13 protein-coding genes and 1 tRNA gene are annotated in these 15,790 nt (G+C 50.6%); 11 read left to right on the forward strand and 3 right to left on the reverse strand.

All coding sequences use genetic code 11. The annotated features are described in order from the left end of the window. The first annotated feature begins 229 nt into the window (after positions 1-229). The 9 genes from J5A66_RS02500 to J5A66_RS02540 all read left to right on the forward strand — a co-directional run bounded on the left by J5A66_RS02500 (position 230) and on the right by J5A66_RS02540 (position 9,670). Positions 230-556: a lytic transglycosylase domain-containing protein gene (locus J5A66_RS02500; protein WP_371742867.1), complete on the forward strand. Its 327-nt coding sequence runs from the start codon at positions 230-232 to the stop codon at positions 554-556. Positions 557-734: 178 nt separating this feature from the next. Next, the gene (locus J5A66_RS02505) at positions 735-1,295 is read left to right on the forward strand and encodes a LemA family protein (protein WP_211791403.1); all 561 of its coding nucleotides are present in this window, start codon (positions 735-737) and stop codon (positions 1,293-1,295) included. A gap of 20 nt (positions 1,296-1,315) precedes the next feature. Next, positions 1,316-2,314: a M48 family metallopeptidase gene (locus J5A66_RS02510; protein WP_211790888.1), complete on the forward strand. Its 999-nt coding sequence runs from the start codon at positions 1,316-1,318 to the stop codon at positions 2,312-2,314. Between the two features lie 491 nt (positions 2,315-2,805). Continuing rightward, a complete protein-coding gene (locus J5A66_RS02515; RefSeq protein WP_211790889.1) occupies positions 2,806-3,180 on the forward strand; it encodes a RidA family protein in 375 nt (124 codons plus the stop codon). A gap of 49 nt (positions 3,181-3,229) precedes the next feature. Beyond that, entirely contained in the window at positions 3,230-4,189 is a 960-nt protein-coding gene (locus J5A66_RS02520) for a YitT family protein (protein WP_211790890.1), read from the forward strand. Between the two features lie 136 nt (positions 4,190-4,325). Further along, positions 4,326-4,403: transfer RNA gene (locus J5A66_RS02525), tRNA-Arg, on the forward strand. A gap of 71 nt (positions 4,404-4,474) precedes the next feature. After that, positions 4,475-6,628 carry a GH92 family glycosyl hydrolase gene (locus tag J5A66_RS02530; protein ID WP_249110008.1) on the forward strand — a complete coding sequence of 718 codons (2,154 nt, stop codon included), beginning with the start codon at positions 4,475-4,477 and terminating at the stop codon, positions 6,626-6,628. Between the two features lie 548 nt (positions 6,629-7,176). Continuing rightward, complete coding sequence (locus J5A66_RS02535) at positions 7,177-9,417, forward strand: leucine-rich repeat protein (RefSeq protein ID WP_211790891.1); 2,241 nt, start codon at positions 7,177-7,179, stop codon at positions 9,415-9,417. A gap of 55 nt (positions 9,418-9,472) precedes the next feature. After that, positions 9,473-9,670 (forward strand): hypothetical protein, encoded by a 198-nt coding sequence (locus J5A66_RS02540; protein WP_211790892.1) that lies wholly within the window; start codon positions 9,473-9,475, stop codon positions 9,668-9,670. Positions 9,671-9,956: 286 nt separating this feature from the next. Here J5A66_RS02540 and J5A66_RS02545 read toward each other — a convergent pair whose 3' ends face one another. Continuing rightward, a complete protein-coding gene (locus tag J5A66_RS02545) occupies positions 9,957-10,487 on the reverse strand; it encodes an NUDIX domain-containing protein (RefSeq protein WP_211790893.1) in 531 nt (176 codons plus the stop codon). A 243-nt stretch (positions 10,488-10,730) separates the two neighbouring features. Here J5A66_RS02545 and J5A66_RS02550 point away from each other — a divergent pair, with 243 nt between their 5' ends. Then, positions 10,731-11,912, forward strand: coding sequence for an FprA family A-type flavoprotein (locus J5A66_RS02550; protein WP_211790894.1), 1,182 nt, complete (start codon positions 10,731-10,733; stop codon positions 11,910-11,912). 163 nt (positions 11,913-12,075) lie between these two features. Then, positions 12,076-13,248, forward strand: a complete 1,173-nt coding sequence (locus J5A66_RS02555; protein WP_211790895.1) for a dicarboxylate/amino acid:cation symporter — start codon at positions 12,076-12,078, stop codon at positions 13,246-13,248. Positions 13,249-13,477: 229 nt separating this feature from the next. Here the strand turns inward: J5A66_RS02555 and ahpF are convergent, their stop codons facing one another. Both ahpF and ahpC read right to left on the reverse strand, forming a co-directional pair. After that, positions 13,478-15,037, reverse strand: a complete 1,560-nt coding sequence (gene ahpF / locus J5A66_RS02560) for an alkyl hydroperoxide reductase subunit F (protein WP_211790896.1) — start codon at positions 15,035-15,037, stop codon at positions 13,478-13,480. 145 nt (positions 15,038-15,182) lie between these two features. Beyond that, positions 15,183-15,749 carry an alkyl hydroperoxide reductase subunit C gene (gene ahpC, locus J5A66_RS02565; RefSeq protein WP_211790897.1) on the reverse strand — a complete coding sequence of 189 codons (567 nt, stop codon included), beginning with the start codon at positions 15,747-15,749 and terminating at the stop codon, positions 15,183-15,185. Positions 15,750-15,790: the final 41 nt, after the last annotated feature.

Here is a 15,790-nt window from a genome sequence, read left to right on the forward strand (position 1 = left end):
AACGGGACTGAGACTATGGCTTAACTTATTTCTCATAAAGCAATAGTCGCGAGCAAATCAGGTTTTTTTGATGATGATGTTGCTTAGGTTCCATAAATATGTTATTATGGAGAGATTGAAGAAAATTGTATGTTTATGTTTTACAATTTTATGTTTATGGCCAGGCAAAGTCTTGGCGGAAGGAAATGAAGAGAAGGGCCAGGAAGGAAGATTTGATTGGACACCAGTGATGGAAGCCATCATCAAGGTAGAAAGCAACGGAAACAGACTGGCCAGATGTGGGCAATCGGTTGGGGTCATGCAGATTACGCCGATTTTGGTTGCAGAGTGCAATCAGATTCTCAAAAAGCTGAAAAAAAGCGGAAAGTATCGATTGGTTGACCGACTGAGTGTGTCGAAATCGAAAGAAATGTTTCTCTTGATACAGGCGATACACAATCCGATGAACGACGTTGAGAAGGCGATACGTTCGTGGAACGGCGGAATGAAGTACAGTGTGCGGCGTACGCAACGGTATTTCGAGAAAGTGAAAAAGGCGATGAAGATGACGGAATAGCGGTGTTTGAGCTGCATCCGGCATGAAGAAATGCAGAAGGGACGAGCCACTTTAGGCCCGTCCCTTTTACGTTGTAGAGGAGGGTTTGAACTGCAAGCGGGAGTCTGAGTTTGGCGATTTCTCGTCTTTGTGCTATCTTTGTGTCTGATAATCATTCAAAAAAAGATTTATGAACAACATGACATTCATCATCGCATTGGGCATTATTGCCGTGTTGGTGATTTGGGGAGTGAGTATTTACAACAATCTTGTGAAGTTGCGCAACAACCGTGAGAATGCTTTTGCCAACATCGATGTACAGTTGAAACAGCGTCATGACCTCGTGCCGCAGTTGGTAGCGACAGTGAAAGGATATGCCGAACACGAGCGGGCGACGTTTCAACGAGTGACCGAGGCCCGTGCTGCGGCGATGGGTGCGACGAGTATCAACGACAAGGTGCAGGCCGAGAATCTCTTGTCCAGTGCGTTGGCCGGACTGAAAGTCTCGCTCGAGGCCTATCCCGAGCTCAAGGCGAATACCAATTTTATGCAGTTGCAGCAGGAGATTTCCGATTTGGAAAATAAGTTGGCAGCCGTTCGGCGGTTCTTCAACTCAGCCACACGAGAGTTCAACAACGCCGTGCAGACTTTCCCGTCGAATCTTTTTGCGCGGATGTTCGGTTTCCAAAAAGAACCGATGTTTGAGATTCCGCAGGAGCAACGCGCCGAGATGGACAAAGCCCCCGAGGTGAAATTCTGACCGTTCAATGGCTCTTGCAGATGAAATACGTAGGAATGCAAACCCAAATCAGGCGCAACAACATGCTCAGCGTGTTGTTGTTGCTTTTGTTTCCGCTCATCATTCTGGTCACGGTGTGGGGCTTTCTGGCATTGGTCAACTATTTCGGCAATAGCAGTTATGATGCCTCGGGGCAGCTCATTCGGCAACTCGACATCGCCACGGTGAATGCCTATTTCCTGCAAACGCTACCGTGGGTGGTGGGCATTGTAGGCGTATGGTTTGCCATTGCCTATTTTGCCAATGCCTCGATGGTGAGTCGAGCCGTTCGGTCTCGTCCGCTCGAGCGTCGGGAAAACCCACGGGTGTACAACATTGTGGAGAATCTTTGCATGACGTGCAACATGGAGATGCCCGCCATCAACATCGTGAACGACCGGCAACTGAACGCCTTCGCCAGCGGAATCAACTCTAAAAGTTATGCCGTGACGTTGACAACGGGTATGCTCGACCTGCTTGATGACGACGAGCTCGCCGGCGTCATCGGGCACGAACTCACCCATATCCGCAACCGCGACACCCGGTTGCTCATCACCAGTATTATTTTCGTGGGCATCATCAGTACTGTGATGAGTCTCATCGTGCGGACGATGTATCATGTGATGTGGACCGGTAGCGGGCGCAGAGAGAAGGATAAAGGCGGCCTGTCGGTCTTCTTCGTCGTGCTGCTCGTGGGCATCGTGTGCTGCGCGATAGCCTATTTCTTCACCTCGCTCACCCGTTTTGCTATCTCGCGCAAACGCGAATACATGGCCGATGCAGGAGGAGCCGAACTTTGCGGAAACCCTTTGGCACTGGCATCGGCCTTGAAAAAGATTTCGAACAATCCGGGTCTCGACCACGTGAATCGAGAGGATGTGGCGCAACTCTTCATTGTTCATCCCGACGAGATGAATTCGGGATTGTTGGGCTTCATGAGCGGACTCTTCAGTACGCATCCCGATACCCAGAAGCGCATCGAGATTCTCGAGCAGTTTTAAGTCCTCTCCGTCTGTCTACGCTCAGAGAGCGGTGGATGGAGAGTCCCTGTCGGTCGATCTTTCAGTAGGAGATGACGAGGGGAGTTGCAGCCAGAACGGCATTTCCAGATGGACTTTCGTCCGCCTGGAAATGCCGTTTTTGTTTCTGGCTCCGTCTGTTTCCTAAACGGACGATGGCTCTCGACTGTACCATCTCTTAGCTTTTGCATGGCGTTTTCTTAGCTTTTGGGTCGTAAAAGCTAAGAAAACGCCATGCAAAAGCTAAGAGATGGCAACACCCTTGGGCCTCGTGCATCCAATCAAGGGTGACGGAGAGCCATGCAAGAAAGAAAAATATCCTTTGCAGGTGCCTGCCATTTCTCTTTTTATTATTAAATTTGCAGGGTACAACAAGTGCCCCCTGCGACGCATCGCAAGGGAGTGGCAGGAGGTGTACGAGGCAAAACCGTGAAACGAAATTCACATTACATATATAGTAAAACAGAAAAACGATGAAAGCTATCCTAACAGACAAAGCCCCCAAGGCCATCGGACCTTACAGTCAGGCTATCCAGGCCGCCGGCCTGATCTTCGCATCCGGTCAGCTACCCGTAGATCCCGCCACGGGAGAGTTTGTTCCCGGCGGTGTGAAAGAGCAGACTCGGCAGTCGCTTACCAATGCTCGCAACGTGTTGCAGGCCGCCGGAGCCGATCTCAACCAAGTGGTAAAAACCACCGTCTTCCTTTCGGATATGGACAATTTCGCAGCGATGAACGAGGTTTACGCCGAATTCTTTGCGCAGCCTTTCCCCGCACGCTCGGCCGTAGCAGTGAAAACGTTACCCAAAGGCGCACTTGTAGAGGTAGAGTGCATCGCCGCGCTATAGGAAAAAGCGATTCTGCTGCCGAGTCACCTACCCTTCAACGAACCGCATTATGATTGACATTAACCGCAAATCTGTTTACAGAGAACTCACCGACTATGTGATGATTGGCATCGGAATGATGTTCTACAGTCTGGGGTGGGTGGCTTTCTATCTGCCCAATCACATCAGTTCGGGCGGCGTGGCAGGCCTTTCTTCCATCATCTACTGGGGAACGCATACGCCGGTGCAGTTCACCTACTTCAGCATGAACGTGGTGTTGCTGGCCATTGCGTTGCGCATCCTCGGACTGAAGTTCTGCATCAAAACCATCTACGGCGTGCTGATGATGACGGCTTTCATTGCGCTCTTCCGCAATGTCTTCCCCAATCCTACGATTTTGCGGGGCGAACCGTTCATGGCTTGCATCATCGGGTCGTGTTTTTGCGGCATCGGACTGGGTTTCGGACTGTCTTATCACGGCAGTTCGGGAGGGTCGGACATCGTGGCCTCTATCATCAACAAATACCGAGACATCTCTTTGGGACGCGTCATCCTGCTGGTGGATATGATTATCGTGACGTTGAGTTACGTGGTTTTGCACAGCTGGGAACAGGTGATCTATGGATATGTGGGGCTGATTGTGGTCTCGTTTGTGCTGGATCAGGTGGTGAGCATGGGAAGAAAGTCGGTTCAGTTTCTCATTATCTCTGAACGGCATGAGGAAATCTGCGAACGCGTGATTCGAACTCCGCCCTATCGCAGTTGCACCGTTATCGATGCCACGGGCTATTACTCGGGAAATCGACTCAAGGTGCTGGTTCTCGTCACCAAACAACGTGAAGCCTCCGAGGTGTTCAGCATGATCGACGAAATCGACCCGCATGCCTTTGTGACGCAAAGTTCGGTGATTGGTGTCTATGGCAATGGATTCGATAAGTTCAAGGTGAAGCGTAGGTCGAAGAATCTGCAACCGTCGGTAGAACCAAAGAGCGATAAGACTGCTGAGAACGAGAGCGCACAACATTTGTAAGACGAATATTTGGGACTTCGTACATTTTTATATACCTTTGCAACCGTGAAAAGAAGCGGGTGCAAGGCATAGCGTGACCCTTGCAGTGGAAGTCTATCGGCAGGAGCCTTGGACATGATTCTCGCCTCCTTTTCATGGTTCCGTAGCTCAGTTGGATTAGAGCAACAGCCTTCTAAGCTGTGGGTCTTGGGTTCGAACCCCAACGGAATCACCAGGAGAGACACCCTGAGAGGGCGTCTCTTTTTCTTTAAATCAACTAACTGAAACAATAAATTATAAAAGATAATGAAGAAAAAAATGGGGGCTTTGATGGCGGCATGGCTGCTGTCGGCCGCAGCAATAGCGCAAAACTATACGCAATATGTAGACCCGTTGATCGGTACGGGCGGACACGGACATGTGTTCCTCGGTGCCAATGTGCCGTATGGTATGGTGCAAGTGGGGCCCACTCAGCACAAACGTGGCTGGGATTGGTGTTCGGGTTATCATTATAGCGACTCGGTGATGGTGGGCTTCGGACAGATGCATCTTAGCGGAACGGGAATCGGAGACTTGGGCGACATCGCTCTGTTGCCTTCTACCGTGGCCGGAGAAAAAGAGGTGGCGTTCTCGCATCGGGGCGAACGGGCCCGACCGGGCTACTATGCGGTGACCCTTAACTCGGGTGTGAGGGTGGAACTCACCGCTACCTGCCGTGTGGCCTTTCATCGATATTCGTTCCCGGCAGATGTTCGGAAGGGCTATGTGCTACTGAACCTGAATCAAGGTATCGGTTGGGATAAGATGACAAAGTGCCATTACGAACAGACTTCGCCTACGGAGGTGACGGGATTCCGTCTGTCTACAGGTTGGGCAAAGAATCAACAGGTGTATTTTGTGGCACGGTTCTCGCAGCCGATGCAGTTGAATCGTCATGAAGCCGACAGTGTGGTGGTGTTTGAAACCGATGTCCTCGATGCGCCGCTGATGGTAAAGGTGGGCATATCGGCTGTGAGTGTCGAAAACGCTCGGGCTAATCTGCAAGCTGAACTGCCGGCGTGGAACTTCCGTGAGGTGGCCGCCGAGGCCGATAAGAAATGGAACGGCGAACTGAGTAAAATCAGTATCGAAACTTCCGACGAGCATGCACGCCGCATTTTCTATACGGCGATGTATCATTCGATGTTTGCTCCCTCTGTGTTCAGCGATGTCAACGGAGATTATCGTGGGGCTGACGGTGGCGTGCATCGGGCCGACTTCCAAAACTATACCACCTTTTCGCTTTGGGATACTTATCGTGCGGCACATCCACTCATGACAATTATTCATCCCGAAAAGCAGCGAGACATCGCTCAAACGATGCTTCACATCTTCCAACAACAAGGAAAACTGCCCGTGTGGCACCTTGTTGGAAATGAAACCGACTGTATGGTGGGCAATCCGGGCATACCTGTCGTTGTGGATATTGCCCTGAAAGGCTATGACGTAGACCGTGAAGCGGTGTTCCAGGCAGCCAAAGCGTCGGCTCTGAAAGAAGATCGCGGACTGGGACTGCTGAAGAAATACGGCTATATACCAACCGATCTCGATCCTGAATTCGAAACTGTTGCAAAGGGTTTGGAGTATGCTTTGGCCGATGCTTGTGTGGCATTGCTGGCCAAAGAGCTGGGACATATGGACGATTATCGCTATTTCCTCAAGCGTAGTCAGTCTTATCGCGACCATTATTTCGATCCTTCGACAGGTTTTATGCGCGGGGTTACTTCGCAAGGGAAGTTCCGCGAGCCGTTCAATCCTTTTCACTCGGTTCACCGACAGGACGATTACACCGAGGGAAATGCCTGGCAATACGTTTGGTTAGTGCCTCATGACGTGCGTGGATTGGTGAAGTTGTTCGGCAGCGAGAAGGCTTTTACGCAGAAACTCGACTCGCTTTTCCTTCTCGAAGACACCGATATGGGGGCCGATGCTTCACCCGACATCACCGGACTGATAGGACAATATGCCCACGGCAACGAGCCAAGTCATCACATTCTCTATCTCTACAACTACGTAGGGCAACCTTGGAAGGCCGCACCACGACTGCGTTACATCATGAACAACCTCTATCGCGATGATATTGACGGTCTGTGCGGCAACGAAGATGTGGGACAAATGTCGGCTTGGTACATCCTTTCCTCGCTCGGTCTTTACCAAGTGGAGCCCGCTGGAGGGAAATATGTCTTTGGTTCGCCGCTCTTCAACGAGGCTACTCTTCATGTAGGAAAAGGAAAAACATTCCGCATCGTGGCGCATAACAATAGCCCCGAGAACATTTATATCCAAAGTGCGCGCCTCAATGGCAAGCCTTACACACGCTCTTATCTTCTCTTCCGCGACCTCATGCGTGGCGGAACGCTCGAATTTGTCATGGGCAATCAACCCTCTTCGTTCGGTGCAAAGGTAAAAGATCGGCCTTAATCCTTTAGAAAAGGAGATGATAAAAGACCTTTTATAAAGGAGATTTGGCAGCGTGAGATACCGAAAAAGAGAGCCTGATACGAAGAGTATCAGGCTTTTTTTACGCTCTTTTGAGGCAGAAACTTGGCGAGTGTTGATCAAGTTTAAAGCCTTTTTTCATACCTTTGTACCCGTTAAACGTACATGTTGTTTGATGAATCAACAACAGGATAGCAGCAAAAGAGTGTAGATCAAGTATGAAGTATCGGCATGTTGATTCCATTTTAAATCGCCAAAGTGTAGAAAAGAAAGGTTGTTTTTCTATGCTTTTTAATGCTTTATACTTGTATGTATCAGATATTTTGCTAACACACACACACACACACACACACACACAGGTGCAGACTTATATAAGGTTCGTGTACCTGCGCGCGTAAGTTACAAAATAAATAACAACCGACAAGACCTGCAAAGAGATTTTACGGAATCTCTTTGCAGGTCTTGTCGTGTTTGGAACTGAATGTATAGAAGAATCAACATTTATTTAAACAATAAAAAACAACAGAGTTATGAGAAAAAGACTACAACATCTTCCTTTGGCAGCACTGTTTGCTGTGCTGCTGTTGGCATTGGCTCCGCATAAGGCCGATGCACAAGTGCAAATAGGAAACTTCTCCTACACCTTTTCGGGCAATGAAGCCACGATAACGCAGTGCCATCTCTCGTCGGGGGCTATCGTTTTCCCTGAAACCGTGCAGCATGGGGGAAGAACCTACAACGTAACAGCCATTCAGTTTACAGGTTACAGTTTCATTTCAGGATCTCCTACTTCTATTACGGGCAATTCTATCAAAAGAATTACAGGGCCTGTAGATAGAGTTATGTATACCGGTAACGGTCGATTCTGTTATTGTGACAACCTTACCGCCATCTCTTTCCCTAAATTGGAGATCCTCTCGATGTGTGAATTGATCGGAAGTGCGCCGAAATTGACCTCTGTTAGTTTCCCGCTTTTAGAGAGAATCGATGGAGTTAGTTTTCTAAGTGATTGCGCGATGCTTTCTTCTGTCGATCTTCCCAAGTTGAGAGAGATGTACTCTAGCAGTAGTCTCAGTAACTTATCGAATTTAGCAACCCTCAATTTGCCAGCTCTGACTACTATCAAAGGGAGCTACAATATACAATATCTTCCTAAGCTCACCTCTCTTCAGCTCCCTGTTTTAAAAGTGATTGACTCTTCACACACTCTCTCCTCAATGCTGCTGCTATCCACATTACATCTCCCGGAATTGGAAAGAGCAACAACTCACGGGCTTGATATATTCAGTTCTTTGTCGGCTTTAACCGACTTGAAACTTCCCAAACTGATGCTGATAGAGGGACAGCAATTTATGCAAAACAGCAATCTGAGTGTCATCGAATTGCCTTACGGTTGCGAAATCAATGTGTCTTGGGGCTCTTTTACTGCAAATTCCTCTACTTCGCTTACCATTAAGGGTGTTACAAAGATTAAAGACAATTTCTTTACACCTCACTGTTACTCGCTCAAACACCTCTCTTTGCCCGATGTGCAGGAGATTTCCGGACAGATAGGGCATTATATCACTAACATCGAAAGGGTAGATATGCCTAATCTAAAGAAGATTAACAACTGTAGATTCTTTAATGCTGATCAGTATAACCAGCACCTCACAACCGTCAATATTCCTAAAGTGACAGACATTACGGGGTCGAATCTCTTTTTTGGAGCTCCTATCAAAGAGTTGACGCTGAACGGCAATATCACCGACGGCGGCTCCGGGCAGATTGATCTCATGGCTTATCCCACGGTAGTCAAGATTATTGATGCCGGAACGGTGAACGACAACTCGCAGATCTTTATGGATGTGAAAGGCGGACGCCTGATTGCGCCCGAGGGGAAAGCGGCTTTGTACGCTCAGAAATGGCACGTGCCCGTGTCGCGGATGATGGTGTATGCTCCGGGAAAGATAGCCAAGAGCACCGCCGGCACACTGTATGCCACGGGCAGCATCTCGCCCGCGATGACCGAAACCGTCTATGGCGGCACCACCTACACCAGTGCTTACGATCTGCGCAACGCCATGACGAAAGCCGAATGCCTCAATTCGGCAGTGCTGGGGCCCAACGACGTAGGTTTCACCCCTTCGCTTTCCAGTCTTGTGGTTTCAGCTTATAGCAGTCCGTTTACCACCTTCGATGCCTACATTGCCAAGCAATATGCCGACGACGGCGTCGATCCGCAACTGGGCGACCTCACCCTGGCCTCTCTCTCGCCTGCAGCCGTCGGTACGGTGAAGGGTTTTGGCACTTCGCCCGCTACCACCTACGAAGGTCTGAACGCCACCACCGGCGGATTCCTCTTCAAAGGCAACGCCGCCACCTTCGACGAACTCTATCTCCCTTACACCGCTACGGTGATGCCTACCCCCGCCACCAACTATCTCAAACCCGGCGAAGGAACCACCGTACCGCGCAAAACGGGCAGCAACTTCAACTTCTACTGGCATCCCGGCGATGCCTCTTACGACATGGGTTTCTATATGTCTGCGGGCGTCAACGTGCCCGAAGGCCGAGCTTATCTCTCGCTTCCCGCTTCGCTCACGGGCAATGCGCATGCCAAAGGCTTCCGTCTGATTTTCGACGACGGAGAAACAACCGGCATCTCCTCGCCCGTGGTTCGACACGAGCAGGGCGAGCAGTGGTTCACCCTCGAGGGAATCCGCCTCAAAGCACAGCCCACCCGCGCCGGGGTGTACATCCACAACGGCCGGAAAGTGCTGGTGAAGTGAGTTCACCCGATTGATTATAAAAAACCAGAAGTAGAATTTTAAAACCCCAAAAAGAATGAAAAAGCCATATACAGCACCCTTTATCGAGGTGATGCACATCGGTGCAGAAGGCGAAACCTGCGGTGTTCCCGTTTTCTTCAGCAAGAAACAAGGCCCAGGTCAGGCCGGCAGTAAGGAAAACTTCTATGACGAGGAGGAAGAATGGGACGAAAATGCCGACCCGGACAGAGAGATGCATCCCTGGGGAGAATGAATGGTAGACGCTGTCGATGCTTCGTAGCGATGCATCGACAGGGGAATCCCAGGTGAGTTGTCAGCATTTTTGTGCGCAAACAACCCCATAGCAGTTCTTTTTCAATAGCGAGAAAAGAGCTGTTATGGGGTTGTTAGTTTCCCCGAATTGATATCCTTGAGAATCAAGCATTTGCCAACCGTTTTGCAAAAGCTAAGAAAACGCAGTGCGAAAGCTAAGAAAACGCCTTGCAAAAGCTAAGAAAATGGAATGCAAAAGCTAAGAGATGGGAGAGAGGAGTGGGGCGTTAGGAGTGCTTTTTCAGCATTTGCAGATATTCGTACAGGCCTTGACGGACGGAGCGAAGCCCGAATTGCTCGGTATGAATGTCTTCGGGCGAGAGCCACATGCAGGCGGCGGCATCGTCCATGGGCGTGAGGGCCTGTTCGTCTTCCACTTCGCAGCAGAAGAAAAGGTCGAGCGTTTGCACTTGCATGCCGGAGTAAAGATAGACGTTGGGCTGACTGAAGAGGTAGCGACAGGAGGTGACGGTGAGCCCGGTCTCTTCTTTCACCTCGCGCTTCACGCCCTCTTCGGCCGTCTCTCCAAGGTCGGCAAAGCCACCGGGAAGATCGAGTGTGCCCTTGGCGGGCTCGTTTTTCCGCCGCTCTACGAGCAATTCTCCTTTCTTGTTGACAATGAAAGCGACGTTGGCACTGCTGGGATTGAGAAAGTATTCAAATCCACAGTTTTGGCATTTTTTGCTCTTTTCGGTGCAAGCCTCGAAGTGTGTACTGCCGCAAGAGGGGCAGTAACGGAATTTTTCTAATGGGTGCATATCCTTCAGACAATAAGTTGTGTGTATGCAATATTACAAAAAAGAAGCGAGCGGAGCAATGAAAAGGCCCGTTTTCTGTACTCGCTTGCTGGCGTTGATGAAATATCGATGGGTTGTGTTTCGCGGTTCGGTCGATAATCGTTACCTTTGCAACGCATGCTCATAGGGCGGCCATCTGCCCGTGTTGCGCCTGGCGGCAAGACATAGGGCAAAAGAAAATACTTATACATAAAAAACGGAAAGATGATAGAAATAGTAAAAGACACTTATTATGTGGGTGTGAACGACCGAAAGAAAGAGAAGTTTGAAGGACTGTGGCCGTTGCCTAACGGTGTGTCGTACAACTCTTATCTCATTGTAGACGAGAAGGTGTGTTTGATCGATACGGTGGAGGCCGACTTTTTTTCGCAGTTCATCGAGAATATCCGCGAGGTGATAGGCGACCGTCCTATCGACTATATCGTGACCCATCACATGGAGCCCGACCACAGTGGCTCGTTTGCGCTGATGCGGAAGTACTATCCCGAGGTGCAGGTGGTGGGAAATAAGAAATCGTTCGACTTGCTGAAGGGCTTCTATGGCCTCTCGGGCGGCGAGGTGGAAGTGAAGAATGGCGACACGCTTTGCCTGGGACGGCATACGCTGAAGTTCTTTCTTACGCCGATGGTGCACTGGCCCGAGACGATGATGAGCCTCGACGAGGCCAGCCAGACGCTCTTCACGGGCGATGCTTTTGGCTGTTTCGGCGCACTGAACGGTGGATTGGTGGACAGCGAAATCAATTGCGAGCCGTTCTGGTTGGAGATGGTTCGTTATTATTCCAATATCGTTGGGAAGTATGGAACGCCGGTACAGAACGCATTGAAGAAGTTGGCCGGCGAGCAGTTCGACTATATCTGCTCGACCCACGGGCCGGTTTGGCATGAGCATCTCCAGCGAGTGGTGGGCCTGTACGATAGAATGAGCCGATATGAAACCGAGCCGGGACTTGTCATTTGCTACGGAACGATGTATGGAAATACTGAGCGAATGGCCGAAGAAATAGCCCGCGCAGCCAGTCAGGCGGGGGTGAAGAATATCGTGGTCTACAATGTCTCGAAGACACACCACTCGTATATCATCCGCGATGTGTTCCGCTATAAGGGGCTCATCGTTGGGGCTCCTACCTACAACACGGGACTTTATCATGAGATGGATGTGCTGTTGAGCGAACTGGCCAACCGCGATATCAAGGATCATCTCCTGGGTTGGTTTGGCAGTTATGGTTGGGCCAGTAAGGCGGTGAGCAAGATTCGGGAGTGGAACGAAACGGCTCTGCATTTCGAAGCTGTGGGCGAACCCGTGGAGATGAAGCAAGCTCTGACGCCTGAAGTGACTGAACAATGTCGTGCCTTGGGTCGTGCCATGGCTGAGAAACTGGGATAGTTCTGGCCACCAAAGTTAAGGGGGTGGGGGCTGTCCCGTCGATGAGTTGACAGGAAACAGCCTCCCAGCCCCTTCATTTAGGAGGCTCACCTTTGTTGACAAACATCGTTGTCAACTCGTCAACTTGTTAACTCGTCAACTGATTCACTAAATACCATCATCTATGAAACTCTCTCTTCTTCCTCGAATTTTGATTGCCATCACGCTGGGAATTCTTCTCGGTGGGGTGATGGGGATGCCGTTGGTGCGGTTGTTTGTCACGTTCAACAGTCTTTTCGGCGAGTTTTTGCAGTTCTGTATTCCTCTCATCATCGTGGGATTGGTGACTCCGGCGATAGCCGACATCGGTCGCGGAGCGGGCAGGTTGCTGCTCATCACCGTCGCCATTGCCTATGTCGACACGATCGTGGCTGCTATTTTGTCTTACGCTACCGGCTCGGCTTTCTTTCCGTCGCTTATCGGCGGAGGTGGGAATGGACTTGTCGCGGTGGAGAAGTCGGCCGACATCTTGCCCTATTTTACCCTCAACATTCCTGCGCCACTCGACGTGATGACGGCTCTGGTGCTGTCGTTCATCTTGGGACTGGGCATCGCTTACGGTGGACTTTCTACCTTGCGCAACGTCGCCGGCGAAGTTAAGACGGTGATTGCTCGCGTCATCGAGCGCGTCATCATTCCGCTGTTGCCTCTTTATATCTTTGGCATCTTTCTTTCGATGACCGTTCGGGGTGATGTGATGCGGATGATGACGGTGTTCGCTAAAATCATTCTTGTGATTTTTGCTCTCCATATTTTTGTGCTCCTCTATCAATATCTCCTTGCGGGGAGTATCGTTCGGCGTAATCCGTTTCGGCTCTTGGCCACGATGTTTCCGGCCTATCTCACGGCGTTGGGCACGTCTTCCTCTGCTGCTACCATCCCGGTGGCTCTTCGACAGACGCTTAAGAATGGCGTGACAGAGGGTGTGGCCGGTTTTGTTATTCCGCTTTGTGCCACGGTGCATCTTTCCGGTTCGGCGATGAAAATCACGGCTTGCGCACTCACTATTGCTTTGATGGAGGGCTTGCCACATGGTTTCCCGCTCTTTCTTCACTTCATTCTCGTGCTGGCTATCTTTATGGTGGCGGCTCCGGGCGTGCCGGGTGGTGCCATTATGGCGGCTCTTGCACCGCTGGGAAGCATCTTAGGATTCGGCGATAACGAGCAAGCACTGATGATTGCGCTCTATATTGCTATGGATAGTTTCGGTACGGCTTGCAATGTGACAGGTGATGGAGCCATCGCATTGGTGGTAGAGCGATTGCAATCTTTGGGAGTAAAAGAGTTGAAAGAATAAGGAGTGAAAGAGGTAAAGATGTAAGAAGTAAAAGAATTGAAGGAGTGAGGAGGAGTGAAAACAAATGTTTTTAGGAGTAAAGAAGATCTTGTTAGGAGTGAAGAAGATCTTTTTAGGAATGAAAAAGTAAAGGATACATTTGTCTTCACTCCTCCTCACTCCTTCAATTCCTTCACTCCTAAAAAATATTCTTTTACTCCTAAAACACTCTTCTTCAGGCTTAAGAAGCTCAGATTCTCCCTCTCATTCGGTCGTCAAAGGCTGAAAGGGCGGCTTTAGCCCCTTCGCCCATGGCGATAACAATTTGTTTATAGGGCACGTTGGTACAGTCGCCGGCAGCATAAACGCCGGGGATGGAGGTTCGGCAGCAGGCATCTATCTCTATTTCGCGCTGCGGATTGAGTGGCAGAACTTCGCGGAAGACATCGGTGTTGGCCGACAAACCTATCTGAACGAAGATGCCATCGAGGGCTATGTCGCGTTCTTTGTCGTTGGTGCGATCCTTCACTCGCAAACCAGTGACGCGTTCTCCGTTGCCCAATACTTGCGTGGTTTGCGAAGAAAGGAAGATGTCGATGTTCTTCATAGCGGCCGCTTTCTCTTGCAGAACGGTGTCAGCACGAAGCGTGTCGGCAAATTCGAGCACAGTGACATGGCTGCAGATGCCGGCCAGATCGATAGCGGCCTCGATGCCAGAGTTGCCTCCGCCGACAACGGCGACACGTTTTCCACGGTAGAACGGACCGTCGCAATGCGGACAGAAGTGAACGCCGCGGCCCAGATGTTCCGTCTCACCCTCGACGTTAAGCCTGCGCCAGCTGGCTCCAGTAGCCACAATCACGGCGGGAGCACAGAACACTTCGCCGCCGGCTACGGCAATACGCTTGCGGGGTGAGGAGAGATCGGCCTCTCGGAGCTGTCGATTCTCATAGAGGTCGATGGGGTAGCGGGAAAGATGTTCGCGAAGATGATCGGCCAGTTGTGCACCCGTGGTTTGCGGAACGGAGATAAGATTCTCGATACCCACAGTGTCTTTCACCTGTCCGCCGATGCGTCCAGCCACCACAGCTACGTGCAATCCCTTTCGAGCCGAATAGATAGCGGCCGAAGCTCCGGCAGGTCCGCCGCCGAGTACCACCACGTCGTAGCTGTGCCCCACGGGCTGAACATCGGCCGAAGGTTCGCTACCGAACTTCTCTTCCAGCTTCGAAAGCAACTCGCCCAGGTCGCCCCGACCGATGTGAAGCAGTTCGCCGTTGGCATAAACAGAGGGTACAGCCTGGATGTTTAGCCGCGCCACCTCGTCTTGAAAGAGTGCACCGTCGATCATTTCGCTCCTCAAGCTCGGGTTGATCAGAGCCATTACGTTGAGTGCTTGCACCACGTCGGGACAGTTGGTGCAGGTGAGCGAGACGTAGGTTTGCAGTTGCAGATCGCCCCGCAGAGCCTGGATGCGGCGTGTGAGAGCCTCGTCGGGCAGATTCTTTCCCTTTCCATCGGCGTTGAGCACAGCCAAAAGCAACGACGTAAACTCGTGTCCGTTAGGGATTCCACGGAACCGAATGCCCGTGTCTTCTCCATTTCTAAGCAGTGAAAACACAGCGCGCGCTTCATCAGCCTCTCCAAACACCACCTCTATCTGGGGCGACGTAGAGGCGAAATCCTCTAAAAACGCCTTTAGATCGGCCGCGCTCGGATGCGCCTCGTCTATCCTTGCGGCCAGCGTATATCGGTTTTTCAGGTCAACGAAGAGACCTTTCACCTGTTGCAATGTATTTGAATCGAGCATAAGAACGATTTTTCTTTTGTGAAATATTTCTTTATAAAAAAACGAGGAGTCTTTCGTTTCTCGTCGGAAAGACCTTAGTGGATGCACACATCCCATCTTTCCGTGTCTCGAAAAATCGAAAAACTCCCCGCCAGTCGATGTCTTTTTAGAGCTTACCCACCAGGTCGATGCTGGGTTTAAGCGTCTCTGCGCCCTGCTTCCACTTTGCGGGGCATACCTCGCCGGGATGCGATGCAACGAATTGTGCTGCCGAAACCTTGCGCACCAGTTCTTCGGCGTTGCGGCCTACGCTGTTGTCTTGAATCTCGGCAATCTTGATTTTTCCTTCGGGATTCACCACGAACGTACCGCGATAGGCCATTCCTTCCTCCTCGATAAAGACGCCAAAGCCTTTTGCCAGCACGCCAAGAGGATCGGCCAGCATGGGATAGGTAATCTTCTTGATGCTCTCCGAAGCGTCGTGCCAAGCCTTATGAACGAAGTGAGTGTCGCAACTCACCGAGTAAACCTCTACGCCCATCTTCTTGAGTTCCTCGTATTTCTCGGCGAGGTCTACCAGTTCGGTAGGGCAAACGAAGGTGAAGTCGGCGGGATAGAAGAAGAACACGGCCCACTTACCCTTTACATCCTCGTTTGAAACGGTTTTGAACTCTCCATTCTGAAAAGCCTGTACCTTAAATTCAGGCATTTGTGCATTGATGATTGATTCCATAATGATTCTTTTTTATTTCTTTTTTGTAATCTGTTGTCTCT

This window comes from Prevotella sp. oral taxon 475 (assembly GCF_018127805.1).
Classification (GTDB): domain Bacteria; phylum Bacteroidota; class Bacteroidia; order Bacteroidales; family Bacteroidaceae; genus Prevotella.

Coding starts and splice junctions, on each gene's coding strand:
- J5A66_RS02540 (WP_211790892.1), top strand. CDS start 9,473: ATGAAAAAGCCATATACAGCACCCTTTATCGAGGTGATGCACATCGGT.
- J5A66_RS02515 (WP_211790889.1), top strand. CDS start 2,806: ATGAAAGCTATCCTAACAGACAAAGCCCCCAAGGCCATCGGACCTTAC.
- ahpC (WP_211790897.1), bottom strand. CDS start 15,749: ATGGAATCAATCATCAATGCACAAATGCCTGAATTTAAGGTACAGGCT.
- J5A66_RS02500 (WP_371742867.1), top strand. CDS start 230: ATGGAAGCCATCATCAAGGTAGAAAGCAACGGAAACAGACTGGCCAGA.
- J5A66_RS02530 (WP_249110008.1), top strand. CDS start 4,475: ATGAAGAAAAAAATGGGGGCTTTGATGGCGGCATGGCTGCTGTCGGCC.
- J5A66_RS02535 (WP_211790891.1), top strand. CDS start 7,177: ATGAGAAAAAGACTACAACATCTTCCTTTGGCAGCACTGTTTGCTGTG.
- ahpF (WP_211790896.1), bottom strand. CDS start 15,037: ATGCTCGATTCAAATACATTGCAACAGGTGAAAGGTCTCTTCGTTGAC.
- J5A66_RS02550 (WP_211790894.1), top strand. CDS start 10,731: ATGATAGAAATAGTAAAAGACACTTATTATGTGGGTGTGAACGACCGA.
- J5A66_RS02545 (WP_211790893.1), bottom strand. CDS start 10,487: ATGCACCCATTAGAAAAATTCCGTTACTGCCCCTCTTGCGGCAGTACA.
- J5A66_RS02510 (WP_211790888.1), top strand. CDS start 1,316: ATGAAATACGTAGGAATGCAAACCCAAATCAGGCGCAACAACATGCTC.
- J5A66_RS02505 (WP_211791403.1), top strand. CDS start 735: ATGACATTCATCATCGCATTGGGCATTATTGCCGTGTTGGTGATTTGG.
- J5A66_RS02555 (WP_211790895.1), top strand. CDS start 12,076: ATGAAACTCTCTCTTCTTCCTCGAATTTTGATTGCCATCACGCTGGGA.
- J5A66_RS02520 (WP_211790890.1), top strand. CDS start 3,230: ATGATTGACATTAACCGCAAATCTGTTTACAGAGAACTCACCGACTAT.